25 protein-coding genes are annotated in these 25857 nt (G+C 42.6%); 21 read left to right on the forward strand and 4 right to left on the reverse strand.

Going from position 1 to position 25857, the window contains the following annotated elements; all coding sequences use genetic code 11:
- Positions 1 to 569: 569 nt before the first annotated feature.
- The 6 genes from J2S23_RS05755 to J2S23_RS05780 all read left to right on the forward strand — a co-directional run bounded on the left by J2S23_RS05755 (position 570) and on the right by J2S23_RS05780 (position 6842).
- Positions 570 to 2432, forward strand: coding sequence for a BglG family transcription antiterminator (locus tag J2S23_RS05755; protein WP_307121800.1), 1863 nt, complete (start codon positions 570 to 572; stop codon positions 2430 to 2432).
- Between the two features lie 217 nt (positions 2433 to 2649).
- Positions 2650 to 2958 carry a PTS sugar transporter subunit IIA gene (locus tag J2S23_RS05760; protein WP_307121801.1) on the forward strand — a complete coding sequence of 103 codons (309 nt, stop codon included), beginning with the start codon at positions 2650 to 2652 and terminating at the stop codon, positions 2956 to 2958.
- 13 nt (positions 2959 to 2971) lie between these two features.
- The gene (locus J2S23_RS05765) at positions 2972 to 3283 is read left to right on the forward strand and encodes a PTS sugar transporter subunit IIB (RefSeq protein ID WP_307121802.1); all 312 of its coding nucleotides are present in this window, start codon (positions 2972 to 2974) and stop codon (positions 3281 to 3283) included.
- A 52-nt stretch (positions 3284 to 3335) separates the two neighbouring features.
- A complete protein-coding gene (locus J2S23_RS05770; RefSeq protein WP_307121803.1) occupies positions 3336 to 4619 on the forward strand; it encodes a PTS sugar transporter subunit IIC in 1284 nt (427 codons plus the stop codon).
- A 3-nt stretch (positions 4620 to 4622) separates the two neighbouring features.
- Positions 4623 to 5543, forward strand: coding sequence for an alpha/beta hydrolase (locus J2S23_RS05775; RefSeq protein ID WP_307121804.1), 921 nt, complete (start codon positions 4623 to 4625; stop codon positions 5541 to 5543).
- Between the two features lie 3 nt (positions 5544 to 5546).
- Positions 5547 to 6842: a glycoside hydrolase family 140 protein gene (locus J2S23_RS05780; protein WP_307121805.1), complete on the forward strand. Its 1296-nt coding sequence runs from the start codon at positions 5547 to 5549 to the stop codon at positions 6840 to 6842.
- Between the two features lie 298 nt (positions 6843 to 7140).
- On the opposite strand, the gene J2S23_RS05785 is transcribed toward J2S23_RS05780, so the two are convergent.
- From J2S23_RS05785 to argS, 3 genes are all read right to left on the reverse strand, one after another.
- On the reverse strand, positions 7141 to 8013 hold the full coding sequence (locus J2S23_RS05785; RefSeq protein ID WP_307121806.1) for a hypothetical protein: 873 nt from the start codon (positions 8011 to 8013) through the stop codon (positions 7141 to 7143).
- A gap of 146 nt (positions 8014 to 8159) precedes the next feature.
- Entirely contained in the window at positions 8160 to 9284 is a 1125-nt protein-coding gene (locus J2S23_RS05790) for a 5-methyltetrahydropteroyltriglutamate--homocysteine S-methyltransferase (protein ID WP_307121807.1), read from the reverse strand.
- A 199-nt stretch (positions 9285 to 9483) separates the two neighbouring features.
- Positions 9484 to 11175 (reverse strand): arginine--tRNA ligase, encoded by a 1692-nt coding sequence (argS, locus tag J2S23_RS05795; protein WP_307121808.1) that lies wholly within the window; start codon positions 11173 to 11175, stop codon positions 9484 to 9486.
- 127 nt (positions 11176 to 11302) lie between these two features.
- Here argS and argR point away from each other — a divergent pair, with 127 nt between their 5' ends.
- The 5 genes from argR (at position 11303) to mutL (ending at position 17766) form a co-directional block, all read left to right on the forward strand.
- Positions 11303 to 11764: an arginine repressor gene (gene argR, locus J2S23_RS05800; RefSeq protein WP_307121809.1), complete on the forward strand. Its 462-nt coding sequence runs from the start codon at positions 11303 to 11305 to the stop codon at positions 11762 to 11764.
- Between the two features lie 20 nt (positions 11765 to 11784).
- Positions 11785 to 14331, forward strand: coding sequence for a DNA mismatch repair protein MutS (mutS, locus tag J2S23_RS05805; protein WP_307121810.1), 2547 nt, complete (start codon positions 11785 to 11787; stop codon positions 14329 to 14331).
- A gap of 172 nt (positions 14332 to 14503) precedes the next feature.
- On the forward strand, positions 14504 to 14947 hold the full coding sequence (locus J2S23_RS05810; protein ID WP_307121811.1) for a LytTR family DNA-binding domain-containing protein: 444 nt from the start codon (positions 14504 to 14506) through the stop codon (positions 14945 to 14947).
- Entirely contained in the window at positions 14944 to 15384 is a 441-nt protein-coding gene (locus J2S23_RS05815; RefSeq protein ID WP_307121812.1) for a DUF3021 domain-containing protein, read from the forward strand. Before J2S23_RS05810 ends, J2S23_RS05815 begins: the two co-directional genes overlap by 4 nt.
- A gap of 417 nt (positions 15385 to 15801) precedes the next feature.
- A complete protein-coding gene (gene mutL, locus J2S23_RS05820) occupies positions 15802 to 17766 on the forward strand; it encodes a DNA mismatch repair endonuclease MutL (RefSeq protein WP_307121813.1) in 1965 nt (654 codons plus the stop codon).
- Positions 17767 to 18108: 342 nt separating this feature from the next.
- Here mutL and J2S23_RS05825 read toward each other — a convergent pair whose 3' ends face one another.
- Entirely contained in the window at positions 18109 to 18540 is a 432-nt protein-coding gene (locus J2S23_RS05825) for a helix-turn-helix domain-containing protein (RefSeq protein ID WP_307121814.1), read from the reverse strand.
- A 220-nt stretch (positions 18541 to 18760) separates the two neighbouring features.
- Here J2S23_RS05825 and ruvA point away from each other — a divergent pair, with 220 nt between their 5' ends.
- The 10 genes from ruvA (at position 18761) to J2S23_RS05875 (ending at position 25676) form a co-directional block, all read left to right on the forward strand.
- On the forward strand, positions 18761 to 19354 hold the full coding sequence (ruvA, locus tag J2S23_RS05830; protein WP_307121815.1) for a Holliday junction branch migration protein RuvA: 594 nt from the start codon (positions 18761 to 18763) through the stop codon (positions 19352 to 19354).
- 326 nt (positions 19355 to 19680) lie between these two features.
- Complete coding sequence (locus tag J2S23_RS05835) at positions 19681 to 20241, forward strand: DNA-3-methyladenine glycosylase I (RefSeq protein WP_307121816.1); 561 nt, start codon at positions 19681 to 19683, stop codon at positions 20239 to 20241.
- Positions 20242 to 20336: 95 nt separating this feature from the next.
- Positions 20337 to 21593 (forward strand): competence/damage-inducible protein A, encoded by a 1257-nt coding sequence (locus tag J2S23_RS05840; RefSeq protein ID WP_307121817.1) that lies wholly within the window; start codon positions 20337 to 20339, stop codon positions 21591 to 21593.
- Between the two features lie 48 nt (positions 21594 to 21641).
- On the forward strand, positions 21642 to 22784 hold the full coding sequence (recA, locus tag J2S23_RS05845; protein WP_307121818.1) for a recombinase RecA: 1143 nt from the start codon (positions 21642 to 21644) through the stop codon (positions 22782 to 22784).
- An 84-nt stretch (positions 22785 to 22868) separates the two neighbouring features.
- Complete coding sequence (gene spx / locus J2S23_RS05850; RefSeq protein WP_307121819.1) at positions 22869 to 23267, forward strand: transcriptional regulator Spx; 399 nt, start codon at positions 22869 to 22871, stop codon at positions 23265 to 23267.
- Between the two features lie 126 nt (positions 23268 to 23393).
- The gene (locus tag J2S23_RS05855; protein ID WP_307121820.1) at positions 23394 to 23936 is read left to right on the forward strand and encodes an SP0191 family lipoprotein; all 543 of its coding nucleotides are present in this window, start codon (positions 23394 to 23396) and stop codon (positions 23934 to 23936) included.
- 105 nt (positions 23937 to 24041) lie between these two features.
- Positions 24042 to 24308, forward strand: coding sequence for an IreB family regulatory phosphoprotein (locus J2S23_RS05860; RefSeq protein ID WP_307121821.1), 267 nt, complete (start codon positions 24042 to 24044; stop codon positions 24306 to 24308).
- Positions 24308 to 24727, forward strand: a complete 420-nt coding sequence (gene ruvX / locus J2S23_RS05865) for a Holliday junction resolvase RuvX (protein WP_307121822.1) — start codon at positions 24308 to 24310, stop codon at positions 24725 to 24727. The genes J2S23_RS05860 and ruvX overlap by 1 nt, the downstream gene beginning before the upstream one ends.
- 28 nt (positions 24728 to 24755) lie before the next feature.
- Entirely contained in the window at positions 24756 to 25070 is a 315-nt protein-coding gene (locus J2S23_RS05870; RefSeq protein WP_307121823.1) for a DUF1292 domain-containing protein, read from the forward strand.
- A 135-nt stretch (positions 25071 to 25205) separates the two neighbouring features.
- Positions 25206 to 25676, forward strand: coding sequence for a sigma-70 RNA polymerase sigma factor region 4 domain-containing protein (locus J2S23_RS05875; protein ID WP_307121824.1), 471 nt, complete (start codon positions 25206 to 25208; stop codon positions 25674 to 25676).
- Positions 25677 to 25857: the final 181 nt, after the last annotated feature.

Consider the following 25857-nt stretch of genomic DNA (forward strand, 5'->3'; position numbering starts at 1 on the left):
GGAAATGTGGAATTGACTTTCCTTCACGCTATCGACCAAGAAACACAGCCCTGATTCAGGAAAATATATGACTTATCTTCTAGAACACTTGCCTAATGAGGAAAAACTCGTAAAAAAGGAGGTGCTAGAGGCTTATTTACCATGGAATGAAACCATTCAACGGAACTGTAAATAGAAAAATATCCCAGAGTCAAATATAGACTTTGGGGTGTTTTCAATATACTCCGTTATTGGGTGGTTACATAAAATCAAAAATCTGATAATACATACTAATTTCCCCAGTATTTGACTTGTAACCAATTCTCCAAAAAATTACCAAAGATAGGATAACAATTTAGCTAATCATCAAAGACGATAAACAAGTAAACCTATTTTTCGGATTTCAGATTTTGATTTTAGATGAGTATTACAAGACTTACCGTTTAGATTACGGTAAAATTTAGTCTAGTCAATTAAGAATTGGATTGATACAATAGAATAAGAATAAAAAATGAATTTCCATGGTTTTCTTATAAGGATACCATAGAAGTTTTATTCAGAGTCAGATACTAGCTAAGAAAGGATAATCAATGAATCGTAATTTATATGACTTGTTAAAATTGTTATCCCTTGATAGCTATCAGACGTCTCAAGAACTTGCTGATAAGCTAGGTGTTAGCGAAAAAACAGTTCGAAATCGCATGAAAGAATTAAAGGACCTATTAGGCTCCTATGGTGCTGAGATTGAATCAAAACGTCATTTTGGATACAAGTTAATCATTTTTGATGAAAAAGTATTTTTAAAAGTTTCTCCGAAAGATGACTCGGAAATTCCAGAAACAAGTGAGGATCGGCAGAATGTCTTGTTAAAATGGCTTTTAGATACTGACGATTTCTTAAAAATTGACGATATAGCAGAACAGTTTTTTATTTCGAGAAATACCTTATCTGCTACTCTTAAACGCGTAGAAGCTATTCTAACGATGTATAATTTACGGATTGAGCGAAAACCAAATTATGGTTTTAGAGTGATTGGTAAGGAGTTTTACAAACGAATCTGTCTACTTAACACGCTCTATGAGGAATTTATGGATACCTCCCAAGACCAATGGCTCATGGAGACTATTATTGAGGGGAATCAAAGGCATAAAGTGAACATGTCAGAAGTCGCCTTGGAGAATGTTGTTAAGTATATCAGTATAACGATAAAACGTCTTCAGGACGGGCATGCTATCTTAGAGAAAGATGTTCCAGAGGAATTGATGAGTTCTGCTACTCAGCAAATAGTCGATGATTATAGTGATTTATTTGAACAGCAGTTTGGGCAACCTCTTTCTCTCCCTGAACGGCAATTTCTAGCCATTCATTATGGCTCTCGTTTATCTTCGGATTCTTATAGTCATTATGGACCAAATTTTGTCATTACAGGAGAGATTGATGAGCTTGTCTATAAAATGTTAACTAGAGTTCATGAAACCCTTGCACTTGATTTCAGGCAAAATTTAGAGCTACGCATGGCATTGAACCAGCACCTTGTTCCTATGGATATTCGCATGCGCTTTAATATTGCCATTCAAAATCCACTCCTAGACCTTATCAAGCAAGAATACCCTTACCCCTTTACGATCGCTTTAAATGCTTCAACCAGTCTCAAAGAACATTATGGCAAGGACATTCCTGAAGATGAAGTCGCCTATATTGCGATTATATTTGCTTTAGCGACAGAAAAACGCAATCGTTCCATTGAGCGTAAGAATATCGTTTTGGTCTGCATTTCTGGGAAAAGTAGCTCACAGCTCTTTAAGTTTAAATACCGACAAGCATTTGGGGATTACCTGAACAATATCTATGAATGTACGGTAGCAGACCTGGAACAATTTGATTTTAAAGGGAAGGAAATTGATTATATTTTTACGACGGTTCCTCTGAATCAGAAGTATCCTGTACCGATATATGAGATTAACCTTTTTATCGATGCCAACGAGATTTTAACCTACCGCCAAATGTTTGAGAGTGGGGATCGCTCGACAGTCTTAAATTATTATTCAACCAACCTTTTCCTTCCTAAACTAACAGCAAGCACCCGAGAAGAGGTGATTGCTCACATGTGTCAACATATTGATCACTACGGCCTTCTGCCAGAGGGGTTTGAAGAGGCGGTCTTGCGACGAGAAGAATTGGGTCAGACTGATTTTGGCAACCTCGTCGCGCTCCCACACCCTTATCAGGTCATGACAGAGCAGAGCTTTGTGACTGTTGCTATTTTAGAAGAACCGATTCTATGGAAAACTAATAAGGTACAAGTTGTCTTCTTATTGTCAATAGGATCTCAGGAAGATCCTCAGCTCGAAGATTTTTACCAAAAGACCAGTAATCTCTTTTTTGATGAAAAAGCCATCCAAAACCTTATCACGACGCCAACCTTTGAAACCTTAGTCCATATTCTTAGCTAGCCTTAGGCTGGCTTTTTTTGTAAGACAGCTGATTGAAGATTCCATATGCCGACATTAAGAAGTTTTAATCGGCAAAATAATCTTAAAAAGAACAAAAAAGAATTACTAAAATCATATCGAATGTATTACCGTTTTCAAAACGGCAGAAGAAGTGATGGAGTTTACAAGATAAAATCGTTATGATAAAGATGTCAGATAGAAGAAGAGAGGAAAACCTATGGAGAATGATCAAACACAAGTTATTATGGGATTAATTGTAAATGGTGGGAATGCTAGAAGCTTAGCCATGAAAGCTATTTACGCTGCCAAAAAAGGAGACTTTGAGGAAGCAGAAGCGCATTTAGCAGAGTGCAATGATTACCTTGTTCAAGCGCACCATGCCCAAACAGACTTATTAACCAAGGAAGCATCGGGAGAAACAACAGAAGTTTCTCTCTTGATGGTCCATGCCCAGGATCATCTCATGAATGCCATTACCGTTAAGGATATGGCCACTGAATTTGTAGAATTATATAAAACAAAATAAAAGGAGAATACTTATGGTAAACATTACACTAGTCTGTGCGGGAGGTATGTCGACATCTATGCTGATGCAAAAAATGAAAGAAGCAGCTAAAGCCAAAGGTGTTGAAATTGATGTTAGAGCGATGGCTGAGTCAGCTTTTGCTTCATATGATGGTCAAACTGATGTTCTTTTGATTGGTCCTCAACTAAGTTTTGTATATGAAAAATTAAGGGATCAATATGAACCTCAAGGAATGAGGGTGGCAGTAATCGATATGATCGATTACGGAATGATGAATGGTAGTAAGATATTAGATTTAGCTTTAGATCTTATGGAAGTAGGCTAGTATAGTTTTGAGTAATTTGTGAATAAAATTTTTTAATAAAAAGGAGAATGACATGAGTTTTGTAGAGTCTTTTACTAGAAAAGGACAAGAGATTGCTAATAAAATACAAAGTAATAGATATATATCCGCGATTTCAAATGGTTTAATGTCAACATTACCCATAATGATGATTGGGGCATTTAGTACCCTTTTATCTTCAATGCAAATTGAATTTTATCAAAATCTAATTGAGCCGATTAAGGGGATTATCGGTTTACCAGCTACTTTTACAACAAATGCGTTATCTCTTTATGCTGTTTTTGCTATAGCAAATGAATTAGCAAAATCATTTAAAAAAGATGGGACAAGTGCAGGATATATTGCACTCTTCAGTTTTTTAATTTTAACTCCAGTCTCGACTTTTGAACTTGAGGGTGCTCCAATGCCTATCTCAGCACTAACATTTGATTTCTTAGGTGCAAAAGGACTCTTTGCAGCAATGATAGTTGGGATACTAGCAACACGTATTTATGTATTTATTCTTGATAAGAATTGGACTATAAAAATGCCAGATGGTGTTCCACCATTTATTTCAAAAACATTTTCTGGATTAATTCCAGCTTTCATTGTAGCGATTATTTTTACTATAATTTCAGGATTTTTTGCACATACAAGTTTTGGTAGTTTCCATCAATTTATCTATACCGTATTACAAATTCCTTTGCAAGGTCTTGGTAGCAATATATGGTCAATGTTGATAGCTCTTCTAATTATGCAAATATTGTGGGTTTTCGGTATTCACGGTGCAATCGTCGTACTAGCTGTAATCCGACCTATTATGACTGCTCTTGATTTAGAGAATTTAGCTGCATATCAAGCTGGTGAAGCAATGCCAAACTTAGTTTCTGGATCATTTTGGGGTGTATATGCTAACCTTGCACCTATGCTTGGTCTAGTTGTCGTTTTAATGTTTTTTACAAAAAGTAAGCAATTCAAAATGTTAGGACGTCTTGGAGCACCCGGGGCACTCTTTGGAATCCATGAACCATTAATTTTTGGTTTACCAATTGTAATGAATCCTATTTTAGCGATTCCTTATATTCTTACACCTGTTATTTGTACTCTTATAGGTTACTTTCTAACTGTAGCTGGAATTTTACCAGTGACAATTGGTATGCAAGTACCATTTGGTGCTCCAATATTTATAGCAGGTTTATTACAGGGGAGCTGGGTGTTAGGACTAGCCCAGGTACTTATGATTCCATTGTCAGCGGCTATTTACTATCCTTTCGTTAAGATACTTGACAAACGAAACCTTGAGCAAGAGTATGTTTCGTCTGAGTTAGATAAGGAGTAATCTATGAAATATATAAGACGTGAAATTGGACAAAGGGGGGCTTACGCCAAATACTACTTTCAAGAACCTAATAAAGAGATAGATTTGAACCGGAAATATCCAACCATAGTTATCTGTCCAGGAGGTGCATATTATTGGACGTCATTTCGTGAGGACGAACAAGTAGCAATGCGTTTTCTGGCAGAAGGTTTTCATGTACTAGTTGTCCATTATGCTACAGAGGGAATTGAAGCTTATGCATCAGATGATTTGGCAGAATTACCAAAAAAACCTGTTTCAGTTTTTCCAAATCCTTTGATCGAACTTGCAACAGCAGTAGCGTTTCTTCGTGAAAATTCAAGAGAATATAGTGTTGATGAAGATTTTATCATAGTATCAGGATTTTCTGCAGGAGGAAATCTGGCTGGGCAATTAGCCACTCTATGGCATGAGGATTGGTTAGAAGAGAAAGTTGGAAAGAAAAAGGAACTTTACAAGCCTACCCATGCTATGCTAGGTTATGCTGCACTTGACTTTAATCTGTCTGGTAAAGAAAAAGAGAGCTTTAGCAAAATTGCTTTGGCTACAACAGGGTCTCTGTATGGAAATACAGAGATAGTAGAAAAAATGAATCCTATAAATCATGTATCTGATAATACCCCACCTTGTTTTATTTGGCATACTAGAGAAGATGTATTGGTAGCTCCTAATAATGCTTTACGTTTTGCGTTAGAACTGGATAAACATAACATTCCCTATGAGGTTCATGTTTTTGATAAAGGGAAACACGGCCTAGTACTAGGTGATTTGCGGACAGGAGTGAAAGAAAGTAATGAAAATGCTCAAGTTTATAAATGGGTAGATTTATTTTTAGAATGGTTATATCCTATCAAGACGAAACTTGGAGGTTTCTATAAACCAATTGATGTGAAACAAAGGAGTTAGTCTATGTTCCAGATTAGTAAAGGGAAACGCTATTTCTCAAAAAATGGAGAGCCTGTATTTTACTTGGCAGATACTTGTTGGAGTGCTTTTACTAATATTGAAGAGTCTGATTGGGAATATTATTTGGATGTACGACAAAAACAAGGTTTTAATGTTATACAAGTTAATATGCTCTGGCAATGGGACTCAAGTCAGACATTGCTAAACTACAAACCTTTTGCTGTTAATGAAGATGGGACTTTCAATTTTAATCAGTTTAATGATGTTTATTTTGAACGTGCAGAAAATATGATAAAAAGAGCCTATGAAAAGGGTATAACTATTGCTATTGTGTTATTATGGTGTAATTATTTACCAAATACATGGGCTAGTGATATGAATGTGCGTAAAGTAGGATTATTTCCTAAAACTCTTTTAATGACCTATATTGAGAAAGTTGTTTCACTATACAATAAATATAATCCGATATATATTATTAGTGGGGATACTGATTTTCAAACTGATGAAGTTATTGAGGAATATTACAATAACTCTCTAAATATAGTAAAACAGTTGGCACCAAATTCTTTAGCAACTCTTCACATTAGAGGTAGGGAATCGGATATTCCTGAAGTACTTAAAAATAATCAGAACTTGGATTTTTATATGTATCAGTCAGGCCATAATAGTGAATTTCAAGATATGGGTTACAAGCTTGCAACAGAGTTTTATAATATGAAACCAATTAGACCTGTATTAAACTCTGAACCATGTTATGAAATGATGGGGTATAGTAGACAGCGTTATGGACGGTTTACAAGAGAAGATATAAGAAAAGTTGCTTGGCAAAGTGTTTTATCAGGAGGTTTTGCTGGATTGTCGTATGGTGCTCATGGAATTTGGAGTTGGCATAATAATCAGATGATATTTGACACTACTGTTGGAGAAGCTTTTGAAACACCATATGATTGGCATGATGCGTTAAAATTTGAAGGAGCATGGGACTATGGTTTTTTACGAAAATTTGCCGAGAAACACAATTTTTCAAATATTACTCCGATTCAAGAATTAGTAGCAAATAATACGGAAGAAATTAGAGCTGCAAAAGTAGATGATGACTACTATATATACGTGCCTTTTAATATAAGATTGAAACTAAATGGCAGGTTAGATAACTATAATTTTACTTATCTAGATCTAGAAAGTAAAAAAGAAGTAACAGTTACTACTCAATACGATATAGACAATCAGGTAACTTTTGTAAATCTACATAACTTTATAAAAGATGCATTGTTAATTATTAAATGTAAAAAAGATTAGCTTAGAAAATTTCTAAATTATATTAACAATGAATATGTAAGCTAAGTTAATTGATTTTATCATAATGCTATTCTTGTTTCTTTACATGGTTTGTGTGGGTGAAATCTTTTAAAGAGAGTTTGCTGTCACTGGTCAATACTGATTTGTTAAAAAGAGTCTGGGGCAATTGTCCCAGACTCGTCGGCTGTAATGGGTGAAATCTCTATGGAGAATATGGAGCCTTTTAAAGGTAAAAAGACCTTGCCCTTTATTTGTGGACAAAGTCTTTCTTATTTTCGAATGTTTATTGAATGAGTTTTTATTGACCTGAGTAGGCTTCTAACATTAACGTATTGAACTCCTCTTCGGTTAGAATATCATCTGCTGTAGGGGCAATTGGCTCTTGGTAGTCTTTTTTCGTAAAGGTCATGCTGATTTGGACACTGTCTTCTTTGTTTTCAGCAGAGAACAGATCCATCAAGAGTTTTCCATTGTCCTTCTTATCCAATGTGATGTTAAAGATGGAATCAGGAGAGAAAGTTTCTGTTGCAGTCTCCAATTGTTCCTGGATATCTGCAGCTTGCTTTTTGGTTTCGTCATCTCCTTTTTCTGCAGCTTTTTCAACTAAAGCGATAAGGTCATTCAAGGTCAGGGTCAAGGTGACATCATCCCCATCCTTGGTAAATTTTTTTTCGTCCAATTCTTTGTAAAGAGCTGCATTAGCCTGATTATTTGGCGTGTAATCACTCAACTTTGGAATTTCCGGCATCGATTGTCCTAATAATTCTTGGACATCGATGTATTTTCCATCCAAAGCAGTTGTCGTGATACCGGAAAGAGATGTGAAAGTTGCAGCATTCATGTAGAGGTTATCACCTGCATAAATAACTTCCACTTGAGAAAGGGAAGGATTAACAGCAGATAAATCAAGCAAAATAGTAGCCAATCCCTTTTCCAGATCTTGGGAAATAGTGGCATCAATCTGTTTTCCAATAAAGGATTCGAACGATGTAGCGATACCAGTTGCATCACTAGAAGTCACATCATCCAGTTTTATTTTGTAATCATAAGAAGTCTGTTTTTGAGACTGTTGGGACTCCACTCGCGTAAGAAATTCATCCTTTGCCGTTTGGCCACAAGCTGCCAATACAAATAGCAAGGGGATATAAAAGAAAAGTAGCATCTTTTTCATATTTTTGCGCCTCCTTAAAGCGTTTTCTATATTATATCACAATTCTTTTACGATAGTGAATAAGAGCACAAAGAATGGTTCCGAAGAATTAACTAAAACCATTAAAAATCACTATTTACTAAAGGAGTAAATAGTGACGCTTCTGATTAAGCCTTTGTTCCCCATACCTCATCAATGACTTCTTTAACAAGGGCCAACTTCTTCCATTGGTCTTCATCTGCTATCAAGTTGCCTTCCTCAGTAGAAGCAAAGCCACATTGGGTCGCTAACCAGAGTTGCTCAAGCGGCAGAATTTCAGCCGCCTCACGAATCCGTTTGATGATGGTCTCCTTGTCTTCCAACTGGCCGTCCTTGGTCGTGATCAAGCCTAGAACCGCTACTTTGTTAGGGTCTTTGAATTCTGCTAGCGGCTCAAAGCCACCTGACCGTTCATTGTCATATTCCAAGAAATAGGCTGTAGCATTTTCACGGTCAAAAAGGGTTTCCGCAACGGCTGTGTAAGGGCCAACTGTTGCATAGGTTGACTGGTAGTTCCCACGGCAGATATGGGTGTTGATTTGCAGGTCTTCTGGCAGGTTTTCTACCGCCTTGTTGTTGACATAGAGGAAGTTTTCCCGAAGGAAGTCCTTTTCCACAGCACCTTTGATGACTGTTTTGTAAAACTCATCGTCCATAATGACGCCCCAAGTGCAGTCATCCAGCTGAATGGTGCGAGCACCTTCTTCATAAAAAGCGAGGATAGAATCACGGTAAGCAGTCGCTAAATCATCCAACAATTCCTTTTGATTTGGGTAGACTTCAAGGGCTTTTTGGATATTGGAACCTCGTTGCAACTCGACCAAGCACTGGGCTGGTGCTGGGATAGTGATTTTAGCTTCGACACCTCGCTCATCTGCTAATTTTTTGAGAAATTGGTAATGGCCAATAAAGGGATGGTTTTCCTTGGTAAAGCCAATTTTTCCAGTGACACGAGCAGAATCATCATTGGTTTCCACACCGTGAAAGGCTAAGCCTTGGCCAAACTGGTGGCGTTCAATCCCATCAAAGCCCCAGAAGTAATCAACATGCCAGTTAGCACGGCGGAACTCGCCATCTGTGACCTTCTCGAGTCCAGCAGCCACCTGTTTATCGACCAATTCTGTAATCAGGCGGTCTTCAATAGCTGTTAACTCTTCCTGAGAAAGATTGCCTGCGGCAAAGGCCTCGCGGGCTTCTTTTAATGCTTCCGGGCGTAAAAAACTCCCAACGTGTTCAAAATATTTTTTTGTCATCTGTTTCACCTCATGTTTGATAGCTTTATTGTAGCAGAGAAGTTATGATATGGAAAATTGCTTTTTTGTATGTTATGATATAGTTGTCTCCTATATGTATTGAGGAAGAAAGATTGATTAGACTTTCAAAGGCTAGACTTGACTATACTATTTAGAGAACAAAACCATCCCTTGCTAACGAGCGAGAGATGGTTTTACTTTACATTTCGGTTGGAGCATCGACGCCGAGGAGGCGGAGGCTCTCTTTGAGGATTAGGCCTGTTGCGTAAGCGAGGGCTAAGCGGCTGTCGCGTTCTGAACTGTCATCCAAAATACGGGTATGGGCGTAGAACTTGTTGAAGGCCTGAGCTAGGTTTATCGCATATTTAGCGATGATAGATGGCTCGAAGTTATTGGCTGCCCGCTGTACAGTTGCTCCGAATGCCTGAAGAAGCGTGAGGATATCCCAGCTTTCAGCATCATCCAGGCTATAGGCTTGGGTCGCATCTGGTGTAAAGTCTGCTTTTCTCAGGATAGATTGAATGCGGGCATGGGCATACTGAACGTAAGGGCCGGTCTCGCCTTCGAAGGAGACCATGGCTTCAAGGTCAAAGTCATAACCGTTATTGCGGTCCGTTTTAAGGTCGTAAAACTTAATGGCACCAACCCCAACGGCGTGAGCTACCGCTTCTTTGTCGGTTAAATTAGGGTTTTTGGCATCAATCTGGGCCTGAGCGCGGGTAATGGCTTCTTGGAGTGTGGGCTCAAGAAGAATGACATTGCCTTTGCGGGTCGAGAGTTTTGCACCACCCTTGGTCACAAGGCCAAAGGAGACGTGAGTGATGTCGTCGCTCCAATCATAACCCATTTCTTTTAAGACAGCCTTGAGCTGCTTAAAGTGGGCAGCTTGTTCTTGACCCACTACGTAGATGGATTTCGCGAAATCATAGTGACGTTTACGGTAGAGAGCAGCAGCGATGTCTCGAGTAATGTAAAGCGTCGCACCGTCAGATTTTTTGATGAGGGCAGGATGCTCGATGCCATACTTAGTCAAATCAACGACCTGAGCCCCTTTGGACTCGGTTAGGAGATTTTTTTCAGTCAACAACTCAACGACTTCATCCATCTTGTCGTTGTAGAAAGCTTCGCCATTTAGGCTGTCGAAGGTTACGTTCATTTGTTGGTAGATACGGTCAAACTCAACTAAACTTTCGTCACGGAACCATTGCCAAAGCTCAAGCGCCTCAGCATCCCCAGCTTCCAGTTTTCGAAACCAGGCACGCGCCTCGTCATCATATTCAGGATGGTCTTTAACCTCGTCATTAATGCGGACATATAACTTTAAGAGCTCACTGATTGGGTTGGCTTCTACGGCCGCCTTATCTCCCCAGAGCTTATAGGCCACAATCAAAAGACCAAACTGTTTGCCCCAGTCACCGAGATGGTTGACCTTGACGGTTTTGTAGCCAATTTTTTGAAAAATATTGGATAGGGCATCCCCGATAACGGTTGACCGTAAATGACCTACTGAGAAAGGCTTAGCGATATTAGGCGATGAAAGGTCGATGACCACGTTTTGCCCTTGACCAAGATCAGATTGACCAAAATCAGCTCCCAAAGTAATCACATCCTTTAGAATTTGGCCAGATACCGTCGTCTTATCAAGGAAAAAATTCACATAAGGTCCAGTAGCAACAACCTTACTAAAGCCTGTCGCATCAATCTTTTCAGCAATGTCGCTTGCGATAGCTTGAGGGGCTTTACGCTCGACCTTGGCCAGAGAAAAGGCAGGAAAGGCAATATCTCCAAGGTCGGCGGATTTTGGTTTTTCAAGTAAATTGAGGATAGCTGATTCGTCCAGGCTAGGAAGGATGGCAGCCAGACTTTTTGCAGCTTGTAACTTAGAATCCATGGTAGGTCTCCTTTTAAATGTCTTCCTTCCTATTCTAACACAAAATCAAGGGAATTCCGCTTGTAATGATGAAAAATTACCCTGTTTTTGGTATAATCTTGCATAAGAAAAGAAATTGGAGAAACCCATGAAAAAACGAGACCGGCATGAAACCATTAAGGAAATGGTCCGAACGCGTCACCTGTCAACGCAAAGAGAAATCCAAGAAGGCCTTGAAGAAAAAGGCTTTGAAGTGACTCAGACAACCCTATCGAGAGACTTGAGAGAACTGGGCTTGATTAAAACAAGAGACAGGGGAGAATCTTACTATATTTTACCAGAGCACCAAGAAGGGGATGACTTTATTCAATTATTGGCGACCTATGTGTTAAAAATTGAGCGGGCAAGCTTTACCCTTGTCATGCACACACGTTTAGGTGAAGCAGGAGTGACCTCTAATGTGATCGATGAGGCTCATCCTATTGAAATTTTAGGGACAGTCGCAGGAGCAGACACAGTCATTGCGATCTGCCGAGATGAGGCTGCTGCCCAAGCCATTGAATCAAAACTCAAGGCTTACCAAGTAATCTATGACCCAGCAGATGAGTAGACGCAACGAGGAGTTAAGTCATGACAACTGAAAAACTTTCCCCAGGCATGCAGCAGTATCTGGATATTAAAGCAGATTATCCAGATGCTTTTTTGCTGTTTCGCATGGGCGATTTTTACGAGCTATTTTACGATGATGCTGTAGAGGCGGCTCAGATTTTAGAGTTAACCTTAACCAGTCGCAATAAAAATGCGGAAAACCCCATTCCTATGGCAGGTGTGCCCTATCATTCGGCTCAGACTTATATTGATACCTTGGTGGAGCTCGGCCATAAGGTAGCCATTGCTGAGCAGATGGAAGACCCTAAGACCGCTGTGGGCGTTGTTAAACGGGCTGTAGTCCAAGTAATCACGCCTGGGACGGTTGCAGATTCTAGCAAGCTGGATAGCGATAACAACTTTTTGATTGCCCTTGATCAAGCAGGGAGTACCTATGGTTTAGCCTATATGGACGTGGTCACAGGAGATTTCTATGTGACGGAAATGGCTGATTTAGCGAGCGCAACGGGAGAAATTCGTAATCTTCGTGCTCGGGAAGTGGTCTTGGGCTTTGAGCTTGACGAAGAGACTCAACAAGTCCTCTCTGGCCAGATGAACTTGCTCTTGTCTCCTCAAAAAGACGCCCTTATAGAAAGTCCCTTAATCGACCAGCACTTGACAGTCCTCGAAAAACAAGTAGCCGGCAAGCTCCTTGCCTATGTGGCTAGGACTCAGTTGCGGGAGTTGAGCCACCTTAAGTCTGTTCGTCCTTATCAAGTCCGTGATGTCTTGCAGATGGATTACGCGACCAAGTCGAGCTTGGACCTCTTAGAAAACGCTCGGACCGGTAAAAAGCACGGTAGTCTCTTTTGGCTGATGGATGAAACGAAAACAGCTATGGGCATGCGCCTCCTGCGGGCTTGGCTGGACCGGCCTCTGATTGATCGCCAGCAGATAGAATACCGACAAGCTGTTATCCAGGTTCTGATGGATGCTTTTATTGAGCGGGCCGATTTGGTCGAAGCCTTAAAAGGGGTCTACGATATTGAGCGCTTGGCAAGCCGGGTGTCTTTTGGGAAGTCAACGCCTAAAGACCTCTTGCAACTCGGCCAGACCCTTGGACACGTCCCAGCCATTCGAACCATTTTAGAAGGATTAGGCCAACCTGTTCTAGACCAGCTCGTAGACCGTTTGGATGCTCTTCCTGAACTTCACGCCCTTATCACAGCGGCCATAGACCCTGATGTGCCAACAGTCATTACTGAAGGCGGGATTATCAAGACCGGCTTTGACGAGACCCTTGACAAGTACCGGGTCATCATGCGAGACGGTGCGGCTTGGATTGCGGAGCTTGAGGCCAAGGAGCGCGAAGCGACCGGGATTACCAACCTCAAGATTGATTACAACCGCAAGGATGGCTATTATTTCCACGTGACCAATTCCCAACTCGGCCATGTGCCTAGCCATTTCTTCCGCAAGGCGACGCTAAAAAACTCTGAGCGTTACGGGACAGAAGCTCTGACAAGTCTTGAGCGGGATATCCTAGAGGCGCGAGAGCAGTCTGCCTCTCTTGAATATGAAATTTTTATGCGCCTCCGCCAGGAGGTGGCTAAGTACATCCAACGCTTACAAGACCTGGCGCAGGCCATTGCGACGGTCGATGTTCTCCAAAGTCTAGCAGAGGTGGCCGAGCAACAACACTTGGTCAAGCCTACCTTCACAGACAGCCGAGTTATTGATATTGTTAATGGCCGGCATGCGGTGGTTGAGAAGGTCATGGGAGCCCAAAGCTATGTGCCCAACCATATCCAAATGGACGAGACGACAGCCCTTCAACTGATTACTGGGCCAAACATGAGCGGGAAGTCCACCTACATGCGCCAGTTAGCCATCATTGTCATTCTGGCCCAGATTGGTTCTTATGTGCCGGCTGAAACGGCCACTCTGCCTATTTTTGATGCCATCTTTACCCGCATCGGCGCAGCCGATGACTTGGTCAGCGGTCAGTCGACCTTTATGGTGGAGATGATGGAGGCTAATAAGGCCATCAGATTGGCGACAGAAAATTCCCTTATCCTCTTTGACGAGTTGGGTCGTGGGACAGCGACCTATGATGGCATGGCCTTGGCCCAAGCCATCATAGAGTATATCCATGACAAGGTCGGGGCCAAGACCCTCTTTGCGACCCACTACCATGAGTTGACCAGCCTCAGCGACCAGTTGGAGCATTTGGTCAATGTCCATGTGGCCACCCTGGAGAAGTCTGGTCAGGTGACCTTCCTCCATAAGATTGCTCAAGGGCCAGCAGATAAATCCTACGGGATTCATGTGGCCAAGATTGCCGGTTTACCGGACAATTTGCTCGCTAGAGCCGATCATATCCTGACCCAGTTAGAGCAGCATGCAGCCCAGATTGCGGTTCACCAGGACGGAGGTTTTGGAACTGTTCAGGACCCCCCAGCCCAGCTAGACCTCTTCACAGCAGTAGAGGACCATCCGGTTCTAACCCGTCTTAGTCAAATCAACCTCAATACCATGACGCCAATGGAGGCTATGATGGCCTTGGCCGAACTGCAGAAAGAGTTATAATATTATAAGAAAGACTGAACGCCTGTTCAGTCTTTTGCCATCTATCCTGACCTTCTGACCACATAGCACTCAAAACAGACCACATGGTCAAACCCTCTTGAAAACCTTTTGCGAATAAGGTTTAATAGACTTACGAAGGAGATCTCATTCGCAAACAGAAAGGGAGGATAACGTGAAACTACACCTTAACATCTCAGATCAGGTTCTGGAAGATTCGGTCACTATCGAAGCCCATAGCTACACCAGACAGATCGCCCAATTGACCGATTTTATTAAAACTCTAGACAATCCCATAGAGCGTCTCAAGGCCAAAAAAGGGGAGACTGTCCACCTGCTTGCTCCTCAAGATGTTTACCGTTTGGTCATCGAGGACAAGGTTGTTCATCTGAAAACTCTGGATCAGGATTTTACCACAGCATATCGGCTCTATCAGGTCAAGGACTTGTTGTCGACCGATTTTCTACAAATTTCGCAGTCGGAAATCATTAACCTCAAGCAGTTAGATCACTTGCAGGTCACCCCGAATGGTCTAGTCAAACTCATTCTTAAAAATGGGGATGTCACCTATTCATCCCGTCGCTATCTCAAAGCCATCAAGGAGGCCCTTAACTTATGAAAAAATACATCTTATCAGGCGCATTAGGCGTCACTATTGGAACCCTCATTTCACTCATGATGTCGGCCATCTTCTCAGAAGGGGACTATTTGCCGATTAATCCCTTTTCAACTGTTGGTGCTTATTATCAAGCGCACTTTAGCCCTGTGGCTGTGATGGCCATTGCAGTGACCATTTGGTTTGCTATTGGCCTACTGTTTCAGGCGGCTGATCGCGTCTTTGAAAAAGACTGGAGTCTCTTAAAAATGACGCTTACCCATTTTACCGTAACTGTCATCGGATTTACCCTGCTTGGCATCTTAGCTGGCTGGTTCCCGCTGGATTGGGCTAATCTCCTCTTTTTCTGGATCATCTATGTCCTTATTTACGCGGTCATCTACCTGATCAACTACCGTCAGATGAAGGCTATCGCTGCTACGATTAACCAAGGTATTTAGTCTTAAGTTCAGAGAGTGGGACAGAAGTCATGATTTCGAAGAAATTGACTTCCCCTCACTTTTCAGTTTTTAGGCTCAGGCTGAGAAAGTCTATCCCCAGACCTTCTCACTCCCACCTCCGAACAGTTTGATTAGGACGGCCTCTAACGATTGCGTAGCAAGCGTTTTAGGGCTTCCAATCAGCAGTGGCTCATTGGTGCTAAAGCACCTAATGACCTGTGCAGGGGTAACACTAAAACTGGCATAGCCAGTGAGTGTTACTCCCAACCACTGCGTCTTGTTTAACTGACGATAAATTATTAGAAGGCTAGGACTTTTTTCCAGCCTCTTTTTGAATGTCTTTTCGTTAGGTTTAATGGTATAATGGTACAACGAGAAAACCCGAAGATGAATGAGAACACTAGCGAAAGGAGCCCTATGAGCACTGTTTCTAAAATTATCGAATTACCTGAAATTCTAGCCAACCAGATCGCGGCCGGCGAAGTCATCGAACGGCCAGCCAGTGTGGTCAAGGAGTTGGTCGAAAATGCTATTGATGCGGGGTCCAGTCAGATCACAGTCACGATTGAGGAAGCTGGTCTCTCCTTGATCAAAATCACGGATAATGGTGAGGGGATGACGGCAGATGATGCTAAGCTCAGTATCCGTCGCCATGCGACCTCTAAAATCAAGTCACAGGTGGACCTCTTTCGCATCCGGACGCTGGGTTTTAGGGGTGAAGCCCTGCCGTCGATTGCCTCTGTCAGCCAGATGACCATCGAGACGGCGCCTGCCGGTGAGGGTCAGGGCACCCTTCTGGTTACTAAGGGTGGTAAGATCGAGCAGGAAGAAGCCATCAGTCGTCCCCAGGGGACGACCATTACTGTGGAAAACCTCTTTTTCAATACCCCGGCCCGACTCAAGTATGTTAAGAGCCAGCAATCGGAATTATCCCATATTGTGGATGTGATTAACCGTCTCAGCCTGGCCCATCCTGAAGTGGCCTTTACCCTAATCAATGATGGGAATGAGCTAACCAAAACAGCTGGATCAGGCCAACTTCGCCAAGCGATTGCTGGTGTTTACGGACTGGTTACTGCTAAAAAGATGGTTGAGATTGCCAAGTCTGACCTCGACTTTGAGGTGTCAGGCTATGTTTCTCTGCCAGAGCTGACGCGGGCCAACCGCAATTACATTACCCTTCTCATCAATGGCCGTTACATCAAAAATTTCCTTTTGAACCGTGCCATCATTGACGGTTATGGTTCTAAGCTCATGGTCGGACGTTTCCCCATTGCTGTCATAGACATTCAGATTGACCCTTACTTAGCCGATGTCAATGTCCACCCGACCAAGCAAGAGGTTCGGATTTCTAAGGAGCGGGAGCTAATGACCCTCATCACTGAGGCCATTGCTGAGGCGCTTAAGTCTCAGGATTTGATTCCGGATGCCCTTGAAAACCTAGCTAAGTCTGCAACTCGCAACCAGCCAAAACCAGAGCAGACGACCCTGCCGCTCAAAGAAACCAATCTCTACTATGATGCTGTCAAGCAGGACTTCTATGTCAAACCTGGTGCTGAAAGTTCTCAAGTCGCTGAGGAGAGAGCCCCTTTACAAGATCTTGACAGCCCTGACAAGAAGGAGTTGTCACCATCTGAAACACCAACTCCCCGGATTAAGTTTGCGCAGCGGTCTCAGCTGGATGAGGAGGATTATGACCATCCTGAACTGAGCCGAAAAGATTTGGAAAAGGCCCTTGTCAATTTGGAAAACGAAGAAACCTCGACTTTTCCTGAATTAGAATACTTTGGCCAGATGCACGGTACCTACCTCTTTGCTCAAGGCAATGGCGGGCTTTATATTATCGACCAGCATGCTGCTCAGGAGCGGGTCAAGTACGAGTACTATCGGGAAAAAATCGGGGAGGTTGACAGTTCCCAGCAACAGCTCTTAGTGCCTTATATCTTTGAATTTCCAGCTAACGACATGCTTCTCCTCAAGGAGCGGATGGCAAGTCTCAGAGAGATTGGGGTCCATTTAGAAGAATATGGTACCAATCAATTTATCCTGCGGGAGCACCCGATATGGTTCCAGGAAGAAGAGATTGAATCAGCGGTTTACGAGATGTGCGACATGCTTCTCTTGACCAAGGAGGTCTCCATCAAGCGCTACCGAGCAGAGCTAGCAATCATGATGTCTTGTAAACGCAGCATCAAGGCCAACCACCGTTTGGATGACTATTCAGCGCGTGACCTTTTAAAACAACTGGCCACCTGTGACAATCCCTACAACTGCCCGCACGGACGACCAGTCCTTGTCAACTTTACCAAGTCCGACATGGAAAAAATGTTCCGCCGGATCCAAGAAAACCATACGAGTTTGAGAGAACTAGGGAAATATTAGGAAGACGAGGGTGGGGCAAAAGTCATGATTTCGAAGAAATTAACTTCCCCTCCCTTTTTCAGTTTTTAGGTTCAGACTGAGAAGGTCTATCCCCAGACCTTGTCAGTCCCACCTCAGCATAGTTGAGTGGGACTGAAAAATCTGATAAAATCGGTGAATTAGAGGCCACTCAGCAGTGACTCATTGGTGCTAAAGCACCTAATGGCCTGTGCAGGGGTAACATGAAAACTGGCAAAGCCAGTGAGTGTTACTCCCAAACCCTGCGTCTTGCTTAACTGATGATAAATGATTAGAAGGCTAGGACTTTTTTCCTAGTCTTTTTGTGATAAAATGCCCCATTCCTTATTTTTCTTCTTTTTTCAGCTGAATCACTTTACGTAAGGCAACAGCACTAGCAATCAAAAGAAAAAATCCTATCCAGTCAAGCGGAGTAGCAAGCTGGTACATTTCACCAACCCACCAGTAGGCAAGAAAAGCGAAATTAATAATATAGACGATTTCCAAAAGGATAACTAAATGAACTCTTTTTTTGGTATCAGGTGTTTGGAACACCTTATCATCTGGATTAGTGTTCGCGCCCTCTTCTTTTAGAAGAAAATCCGTTGTAACGTTGAAAATCTGACTGAGTTTGACGATGTGATTTATTTCTGGTTGGCTTTGGCCAGATTCCCACTTGGAAATGCTTTGACGGGAGAGGTTAAGCCGTTCAGCTAATTGTTCTTGAGACAGGCCGGCCTCTTTTCTGAGGGTAAAAATCTTTTCTGCGAGAGTCATGAGCCGCTCCTTTGTCATGTATTGTACCCTTATTGTATCATAAGCTAAAATCCTATTCCAGCAAGCATAGTAGACAATTTGTTAACCCCTAGTTGCGTTTTAAGTGGAAAAAATGCTCTTCAAAATCGACGAACAGAAAAAGGTTTCGGTCTAAGTTATTCTTACTCGTCTTAAAAGCAAGAACCTGTGATATACTAGAACCATTACAAAAGGAGTTACCATGTACGATTATATTAAAGGACAATTAACCAAAATCACAGCCAAATACATCGTTGTAGAAGCGGGTGGGCTAGGCTATCTTATCAGTGTTGCCAACCCTTATGCCTATTCCGGCCAACTCAATCAGGACCTTAAAGTGTATCTGCATCAGGTTATCCGTGAGGATGCCCACAGCCTTTATGGTTTTAAAGATGAGGACGAAAAAGCCCTCTTTTTGAATCTGATTTCGGTTTCAGGAATTGGTCCAACCTCAGCCCTGGCTATTATCGCTGCCGATGACAATGCAGGGCTTGTCCGTGCCATTGATGAGAAAAATATTACCTACTTGACCAAGTTTCCAAAGATTGGTAAGAAAACAGCTCAACAGATGGTCTTGGACCTTGAAGGAAAAATTACTAGTGTTGGAAGCAAGGAACCAAGTCAACAAGCCCCACTTGCTTCATCAGACAACCATGCTTTGGATGAAGCGATGGAGGCCATGGAGGCCCTCGGCTACAAAGCCAAAGAACTCAAGAAAATCAAAACCTTCTTTGAAGGCACAAATGATACCGCTGAAAACTACATCAAACAAGCCCTTAAAATGTTGATGAAGTAAGCTGTGAGAGCGTTAAAAATCCATTTGAAAATAATCGGTTGCCGCCAGACGACTCGCGTCCTAGAAAACCGCTAATGTTCACAAGGATTTCAGCTCGAACTCAGTTCAGTAAGAGACAAAGACCCTTAAGCGAACAAAGTGACATTAGGTATTTTGATGCTGAGCGATTTGTTTCTATGAGAAATGGTCTATTTCACGCCGTTCGTAGCCCGTGTTCTGTTTTAGAGGGTTATCGCGGTATATATTTTCAAGAGAAATCTAGTCTGACTTCTATTCATCAGTCATCTAGTGTTACCCTATTGCCTATCATCAGTAAAGGAGATTTCATGACCAATCGTTGTTCCTGGGTTAAAGAAAGCAATCCCCTATACATCGCCTACCACGATGAGGAGTGGGGGAAACCCGTCTACCAAGACCAAGCCTTGTTTGAACTTCTCATGTTAGAAGGGTATCAGGCTGGCCTTTCTTGGGAAACCATTCTTAACAAAAGAGAGGCTTTTCGACAGGCCTTTCACCAGTATGAGATTACAAAAGTAGCTGACATGACTGATCAGGAACTGGAGGCCTTGTTGGCCAATCCTGCAATCGTTCGGCATCGTGGCAAGCTATGGGCGACTCGCGGCAATGCTCAGGCCTTTCTCAAGGTACAGGAAGAGTTTGGGTCGTTTAAAGAGTACTTGTGGGCTTTTGTGGGTGGTGAGCCTCAGGTCAATAGTGTCCCAGACTCCAAAGCTCTCCCAGCTAAGACAGCCTTGTCCGAGACCATTTCCAGGGATCTCAAAAAACGTGGGTTTAAGTTCACAGGGCCTGTCGCCATCTACTCTTATTTACAGGCAGCGGGCTTAATCAATGACCACGAAGAGAGCTGTGATTACAAGTACAGATAAACCAAACCTTATCAAAAAACCATGTCAAAGTAGCCTAATGGCTGTTTTTTTTGGTAAAATGATAGGAAAACTACGAATAAGAAAGTAGGTCAACTATGAAAGCGGAAGTAATCGCAGTAGGGACAGAGATTTTGACCGGTCAAATCGTCAATACCAATGCCCAATTTTTATCAGAAAAATTTGCCCAGATCGGGGTCGATGTTTTTTACCATGTGGCCGTTGGGGACAATGAAGGCCGTCTAATGGCGACCTTGGAAACCGCTAAAAAGCGTAGCGATTTAGTGGTCTTGTGCGGAGGATTGGGTCCCACAGACGATGACCTGACCAAGCAAATATTGGCCCAATTTTTAGGCAGAGACCTTGTTTTTGATCCTAAAGCGGTCGCTAAGTTGGATGCTTTTTTTGCGAGCCGACCGGCTAGTTCTAGGACCCCAAACAACGAACGCCAGGCTCAAATTGTCGAGGGGTCTACCCCGCTTTTTAACCATACGGGACTTGCAGTGGGAGGGCTCATCACCCAAGACGGTGTGACCTATGTGGTACTCCCTGGACCGCCGAGTGAGCTCAAACCCATGGTAACTAAGGAATTGTTGCCCTTGTTAGACAGTGAGGGCCAACAGCTCTATTCTCGTGTTCTTCGCTTTTTTGGCATTGGCGAAAGCCAGCTAGTGACCATCCTAGCCGATGTGATTGCCCAGCAGACAGACCCGACTTTGGCTCCCTACGCTAAGACTGGGGAGGTCACACTGCGCTTGTCGACCAAGGCGACTAGTCAAGAAAAAGCCGATGCCAAACTCGACCAACTGGAAGAGACCATCTTGTCTCATGGCCAGTTGAGCGATTACCTCTATGGCTATGGGGACGCTAACAGTTTGGAGCGCGTGACCTTTGACCTGCTAAAAACTCAGGGCAAAACCCTAACAGCAGCTGAAAGTTTAACGGCTGGACTCTTCCAAGCCACTTTAGCCAATTTTTCAGGGGCTTCTGAGGTCTTTAAAGGCGGCTTTGTTACCTACAGTCTGGACCAAAAAGCCCAGATGTTGCAGATTGCTCGCGAGGACCTTGAAAGGCATGGGGTGGTTTCTGAAGCTACGGCCTGTGCCATGGCTGAGCAGGCCAGAAAGCTGACAGGCAGTGACTACGGCGTATCACTGACAGGTGTTGCTGGTCCAGATAGTCTAGAGGGCCATCCAGTGGGTACCGTGTTTATCGGCTTATCCTCTGCTACAGAAACTAAGGCCTATCAGGTTCGAATCGGTGGACGTAGCCGGCAGGATATTCGGCAGATTGCCTGCATGAACGCCTTTAACCTAGTACGACAAACTTTGTTAACTAGCGAAAATTTGGTATAATAGAAAGATAGAAGTGTCCCAGAGACATTTAGAAATAGGAGATATATTTTGGCAAAAAAACCAGGAAAAAAATTAGACGAAATCACTAAAAAATTTGGTGACGAACGTAAAAAAGCCCTCGATGATGCTCTAAAAACCATTGAAAAAGACTTTGGTAAAGGAGCGATCATGCGCCTGGGTGAGCGCGCTGAACAAAAAGTGCAAGTCATGAGCTCAGGATCGCTGGCGCTTGACATCGCCCTCGGCGCAGGTGGTTATCCAAAAGGTCGTATCGTCGAAATCTACGGACCAGAATCATCTGGTAAGACAACCGTTGCCCTTCATGCCGTTGCCCAGTGTCAAAAAGAAGGCGGTATTGCAGCCTTTATCGATGCGGAGCACGCTCTTGATCCGCTTTATGCTCAAGCCTTGGGTGTTAACATCGATGAGTTGCTCTTGTCTCAGCCTGATTCAGGGGAGCAAGGCCTTGAAATTGCAGGGAAGCTGATTGACTCTGGTGCGGTGGACCTCGTAGTTATCGACTCGGTTGCAGCCCTTGTGCCACGTGCCGAAATCGATGGTGACATCGGTGACAGCCACGTTGGTTTGCAGGCGCGTATGATGAGCCAAGCTATGCGCAAACTCGGTGCCTCTATTAATAAAACCAAGACCATCGCTATCTTTATCAACCAATTACGTGAAAAAGTCGGCGTCATGTTTGGTAACCCTGAAACCACCCCAGGTGGACGTGCCCTTAAGTTCTATGCTTCTGTTCGTCTTGATGTTCGTGGAACAACTCAAATCAAGGGAACAGGCGATCAAAAAGACCAAAACGTTGGTAAGGAAACCAAGATTAAGGTCGTGAAAAACAAGGTGGCGCCACCGTTTAAAGAAGCCTTTGTCGAAATCATGTACGGTGAAGGGATTTCCCAAACCGGTGAGCTTGTGAAAATCGCTAGCGACCTTGACATCATCAAAAAATCTGGTGCGTGGTTCTCTTATAACGATGAAAAAATCGGGCAAGGGTCTGAAAACGCTAAGAAATTCCTCAAGGAAAATCCAGAAATTTTTGCAGAAATTGACAATAAGGTTCGGGTTCACTATGGTCTGATCGAAGGGGATAATCAGCCAGAAACCGCGCCAAATCAAGAAGAATCAGCTCTTGCAGAAGAAGTAACTCTTGATCTAGATGCTATCGAAATCGAAGAATAATTGAAAATAGGTCTTCCGACGGATGGCAAATTATGATATACTAGGTATAATACTAGTATCATACAGAGCAAAAGGAGCTACTACATGATCAAGATTTATACTGTATCAAGTTGCACCAGTTGTAAAAAAGCAAAAACTTGGTTAAACGCTCACCATCTCCCGTATAAAGAGCATAACCTTGGTAAAGAATCGATTACAAAAGCTGAAATTTTAGAAATTTTATCAAAAACGGAGAATGGTATCGCTTCGATTGTTTCTTCAAAAAACCGCTATGCCAAAGGCTTAGGGGTTGATATCGAAGACCTCAGCGTTAACGAAGTGATTGACATCATCACCGAAAATCCTAGAATTCTAAAAAGTCCTATCCTCATCGATACCAAGCGATTGCAAGTGGGATATAAAGAAGACGATATTCGTGCCTTTTTACCGCGCGCTGTGCGTAATGTTGAAAACGCCCAAGCCCGCCTAAGAGCTGCACTTTAAGGTGCTTACGATTTAAAAGAATTAACAGAGATCCTTTTGGGTCTCTTTTTTAGGCCTCGCTTTCAGACTCTCTTGTCAAAAAATAGGCAAAATGTTATACTAAGTGAAATAGGATGAGGTGATGAAATGGGCAAAATGAAAGGGATTGTGCTTCTGCTTGTGATGGTCTTGCTTGTTGGATGTAGCACCAAAAATGAGGCTAAAGAAACGACAACGACTAGCGAGGTGGCTGAAGAACAAGTGGTGAAAACCCAGTCTTTTGAACTTGAAATGGCCAATGGTCAGATTCAGGAGCAAACAGTTATTTATAAGGGCGAGAAACTTCAAAAAGTTATTTTAAGAAATGAGTTACAACCAACGCCAGAGATCACCGATGCGATCAATGACCTTGGCTTTGAAGAAACCAAGAAATTACTAGGCGAATCCATGGCTGAAGACCCTGCCTATCAAGAACTAGAACAAATTGAGGGGCTGGCTTATGAACTGCAAAGCACGGATGACAACCAATTGTTCTTACAGTTTACGCTGGAGGTTCCCAACCTTGATGCAAATGCCTTAGGCCGGTCAGAGATTTTTCAGGGATCGGGCCTCGCTGATCTGGATCATCTCAAAGCAGAAGAGTATTTAAAACGTCTAGAAGCCTACGGCGCAAAACCAGTAACGCCTTAGGAAAAAGAGGCGCAGAAAGCTGTGAAAATAGTGGCAAATAGTTGTGAAAATCGCCAAAATCAGTTAAAATAAAAGGAAGAGTTGAAGTAGAAAGAAGGTGTAACGATGGGATTTACTGATGAAACAGTTCGTTTTAATCTTGACGATACAAACAAGAAAGAGATTAGCGAAACCTTGACAACTGTCTATCGTTCCTTGGATGAGAAAGGCTATAACCCGATCAATCAAATCGTGGGTTATGTGTTGAGTGGCGATCCGGCCTATGTTCCACGTTACAATGACGCACGGAACCAGATTCGTAAATATGAGCGGGATGAAATCGTTGAGGAATTGGTTCGCTTCTACCTCAATGGACATGGAATCGATATCTAATGCGGATTATAGGATTAGATGTTGGCTCAAAGACGGTCGGTGTAGCAGTCTCTGATCCCTTGGGGTTTACCGCTCAGGGACTTGAAATTATCCCAATCGATGAAGCTAAGGGCGAGTTTGGCCTGGATCGGTTGGCTGAATTGCTGACAGAGTATCAGGTGACAAAGATTGTCATTGGCTTACCCAAAAATATGAATAACTCTGAAGGACCCCGCGTTGAAGCGTCTAGGGCCTATGGAGATTTAGTAACAGAACGGTTTGCTTTACCTGTGGCTTATCAGGATGAACGCTTGACCACCGTAGCCGCTGAACGGATGTTAGTCGAGCAGGCAGATCTTAGCCGAGGCAAACGCAAAAAAGTGATTGATAAATTGGCAGCCCAGTTGATTTTGCAAAATTACCTTGATCGCCATTTTTAACCACTACATATCAAAAAAGGAGAACTTTATGACACATAATCACGATCATGATCATAACCACGAAGAACGCGAATTAATTACACTTGTTGATGAAAATGGCAACGAAACCCTCTTTGAAATCTTGTTGACGATTGATGGCCAAGAAGAATTCGGAAAAAACTATGTCCTCTTGATTCCAGCATCTGCTGTTGAAGACGAAGATGGTGAAGTTGAAATTCAAGCCTACTCATTTACGGAAAACGAAGATGGAACAGAAGGTGACCTTCAACCAATCCCTGAAGACGCTACGGCTGAATGGGATATGATTGAGGAAGTCTTTAATAGTTTCTTAGACGAAGAATAACAAAAAAATCTCGAGGACAGGAGTTCTCGAGATTTTTTGACCATTTAAGATGGAAAACGAACCGTTTATGAAATTCGTCCCACGGCCCACTCAAAATCTCTTACAATACTCCTAACATTAAAAAAGGAGTATATGATGGAGTTTAAAGTGATTTATCAAAAGGTGGCCCCAATTGTCCACAGGACCCGTAAGGATTATTACATTCAACTTTGGGAACAAGAGGACTGGGACCAGGAAGGCATGCTGGTGTTATCCCAGCTTCTAGAAAGCTGTCCTGGAATTGAACATAATGATGGGGAATTGTTCCGCTTTTTCAAAACCAAGTTTCGCAATTACGTCCTTGACATGCTGCGCAAACAAGAAAGTGACAAACGCAAACTCAACCGCCAAAATTATGAAGAAGTCAGTGACGTGGCCCATAAACTCTATGTCCGTGAGATGGCCATGGCTGATCAGATTATCCTAAGGGATATGTTGGCTCAGTATAGAAAGCAATTAACGCTAGAAAAACAGGACCAATTTGACCGTCTGATGGGAGGAGAGACCTTCCGAGGGAAAAAAGAGATGCTAAGGGACTTGAAGAGCTACCTCAAGGACTTTGGCTAAGGTTACCTGTTCCTTTCCAAAGTTAAGGCAAAAGAGTAGACTATTCTTTAGGATAAATGGGTTTGTAACAGCTTTCCTTAAACTTTCGAAAGTTCTAAAATGGAGTTAGCCACTTTCTAGTTGAGAAAAAAGTATACAAAAACACCTCAGAGAGATATAATGTAGTTCACCACAAACACAC

Origin of the sequence: Streptococcus moroccensis (assembly GCF_030812835.1) — a bacterium.
Taxonomy (GTDB): Bacteria; Bacillota; Bacilli; order Lactobacillales; family Streptococcaceae; genus Streptococcus; species Streptococcus moroccensis.

Coding starts and splice junctions, on each gene's coding strand:
- J2S23_RS05755 (WP_307121800.1), top strand. CDS start 570: ATGAATCGTAATTTATATGACTTGTTAAAATTGTTATCCCTTGATAGC.
- J2S23_RS05760 (WP_307121801.1), top strand. CDS start 2,650: ATGGAGAATGATCAAACACAAGTTATTATGGGATTAATTGTAAATGGT.
- J2S23_RS05765 (WP_307121802.1), top strand. CDS start 2,972: ATGGTAAACATTACACTAGTCTGTGCGGGAGGTATGTCGACATCTATG.
- J2S23_RS05770 (WP_307121803.1), top strand. CDS start 3,336: ATGAGTTTTGTAGAGTCTTTTACTAGAAAAGGACAAGAGATTGCTAAT.
- J2S23_RS05775 (WP_307121804.1), top strand. CDS start 4,623: ATGAAATATATAAGACGTGAAATTGGACAAAGGGGGGCTTACGCCAAA.
- J2S23_RS05780 (WP_307121805.1), top strand. CDS start 5,547: ATGTTCCAGATTAGTAAAGGGAAACGCTATTTCTCAAAAAATGGAGAG.
- J2S23_RS05785 (WP_307121806.1), bottom strand. CDS start 8,013: ATGAAAAAGATGCTACTTTTCTTTTATATCCCCTTGCTATTTGTATTG.
- J2S23_RS05790 (WP_307121807.1), bottom strand. CDS start 9,284: ATGACAAAAAAATATTTTGAACACGTTGGGAGTTTTTTACGCCCGGAA.
- argS (WP_307121808.1), bottom strand. CDS start 11,175: ATGGATTCTAAGTTACAAGCTGCAAAAAGTCTGGCTGCCATCCTTCCT.
- argR (WP_307121809.1), top strand. CDS start 11,303: ATGAAAAAACGAGACCGGCATGAAACCATTAAGGAAATGGTCCGAACG.
- mutS (WP_307121810.1), top strand. CDS start 11,785: ATGACAACTGAAAAACTTTCCCCAGGCATGCAGCAGTATCTGGATATT.
- J2S23_RS05815 (WP_307121812.1), top strand. CDS start 14,944: ATGAAAAAATACATCTTATCAGGCGCATTAGGCGTCACTATTGGAACC.
- mutL (WP_307121813.1), top strand. CDS start 15,802: ATGAGCACTGTTTCTAAAATTATCGAATTACCTGAAATTCTAGCCAAC.
- J2S23_RS05825 (WP_307121814.1), bottom strand. CDS start 18,540: ATGACTCTCGCAGAAAAGATTTTTACCCTCAGAAAAGAGGCCGGCCTG.
- ruvA (WP_307121815.1), top strand. CDS start 18,761: ATGTACGATTATATTAAAGGACAATTAACCAAAATCACAGCCAAATAC.
- J2S23_RS05835 (WP_307121816.1), top strand. CDS start 19,681: ATGACCAATCGTTGTTCCTGGGTTAAAGAAAGCAATCCCCTATACATC.
- J2S23_RS05840 (WP_307121817.1), top strand. CDS start 20,337: ATGAAAGCGGAAGTAATCGCAGTAGGGACAGAGATTTTGACCGGTCAA.
- spx (WP_307121819.1), top strand. CDS start 22,869: ATGATCAAGATTTATACTGTATCAAGTTGCACCAGTTGTAAAAAAGCA.
- J2S23_RS05855 (WP_307121820.1), top strand. CDS start 23,394: ATGGGCAAAATGAAAGGGATTGTGCTTCTGCTTGTGATGGTCTTGCTT.
- J2S23_RS05860 (WP_307121821.1), top strand. CDS start 24,042: ATGGGATTTACTGATGAAACAGTTCGTTTTAATCTTGACGATACAAAC.
- ruvX (WP_307121822.1), top strand. CDS start 24,308: ATGCGGATTATAGGATTAGATGTTGGCTCAAAGACGGTCGGTGTAGCA.
- J2S23_RS05870 (WP_307121823.1), top strand. CDS start 24,756: ATGACACATAATCACGATCATGATCATAACCACGAAGAACGCGAATTA.
- J2S23_RS05875 (WP_307121824.1), top strand. CDS start 25,206: ATGGAGTTTAAAGTGATTTATCAAAAGGTGGCCCCAATTGTCCACAGG.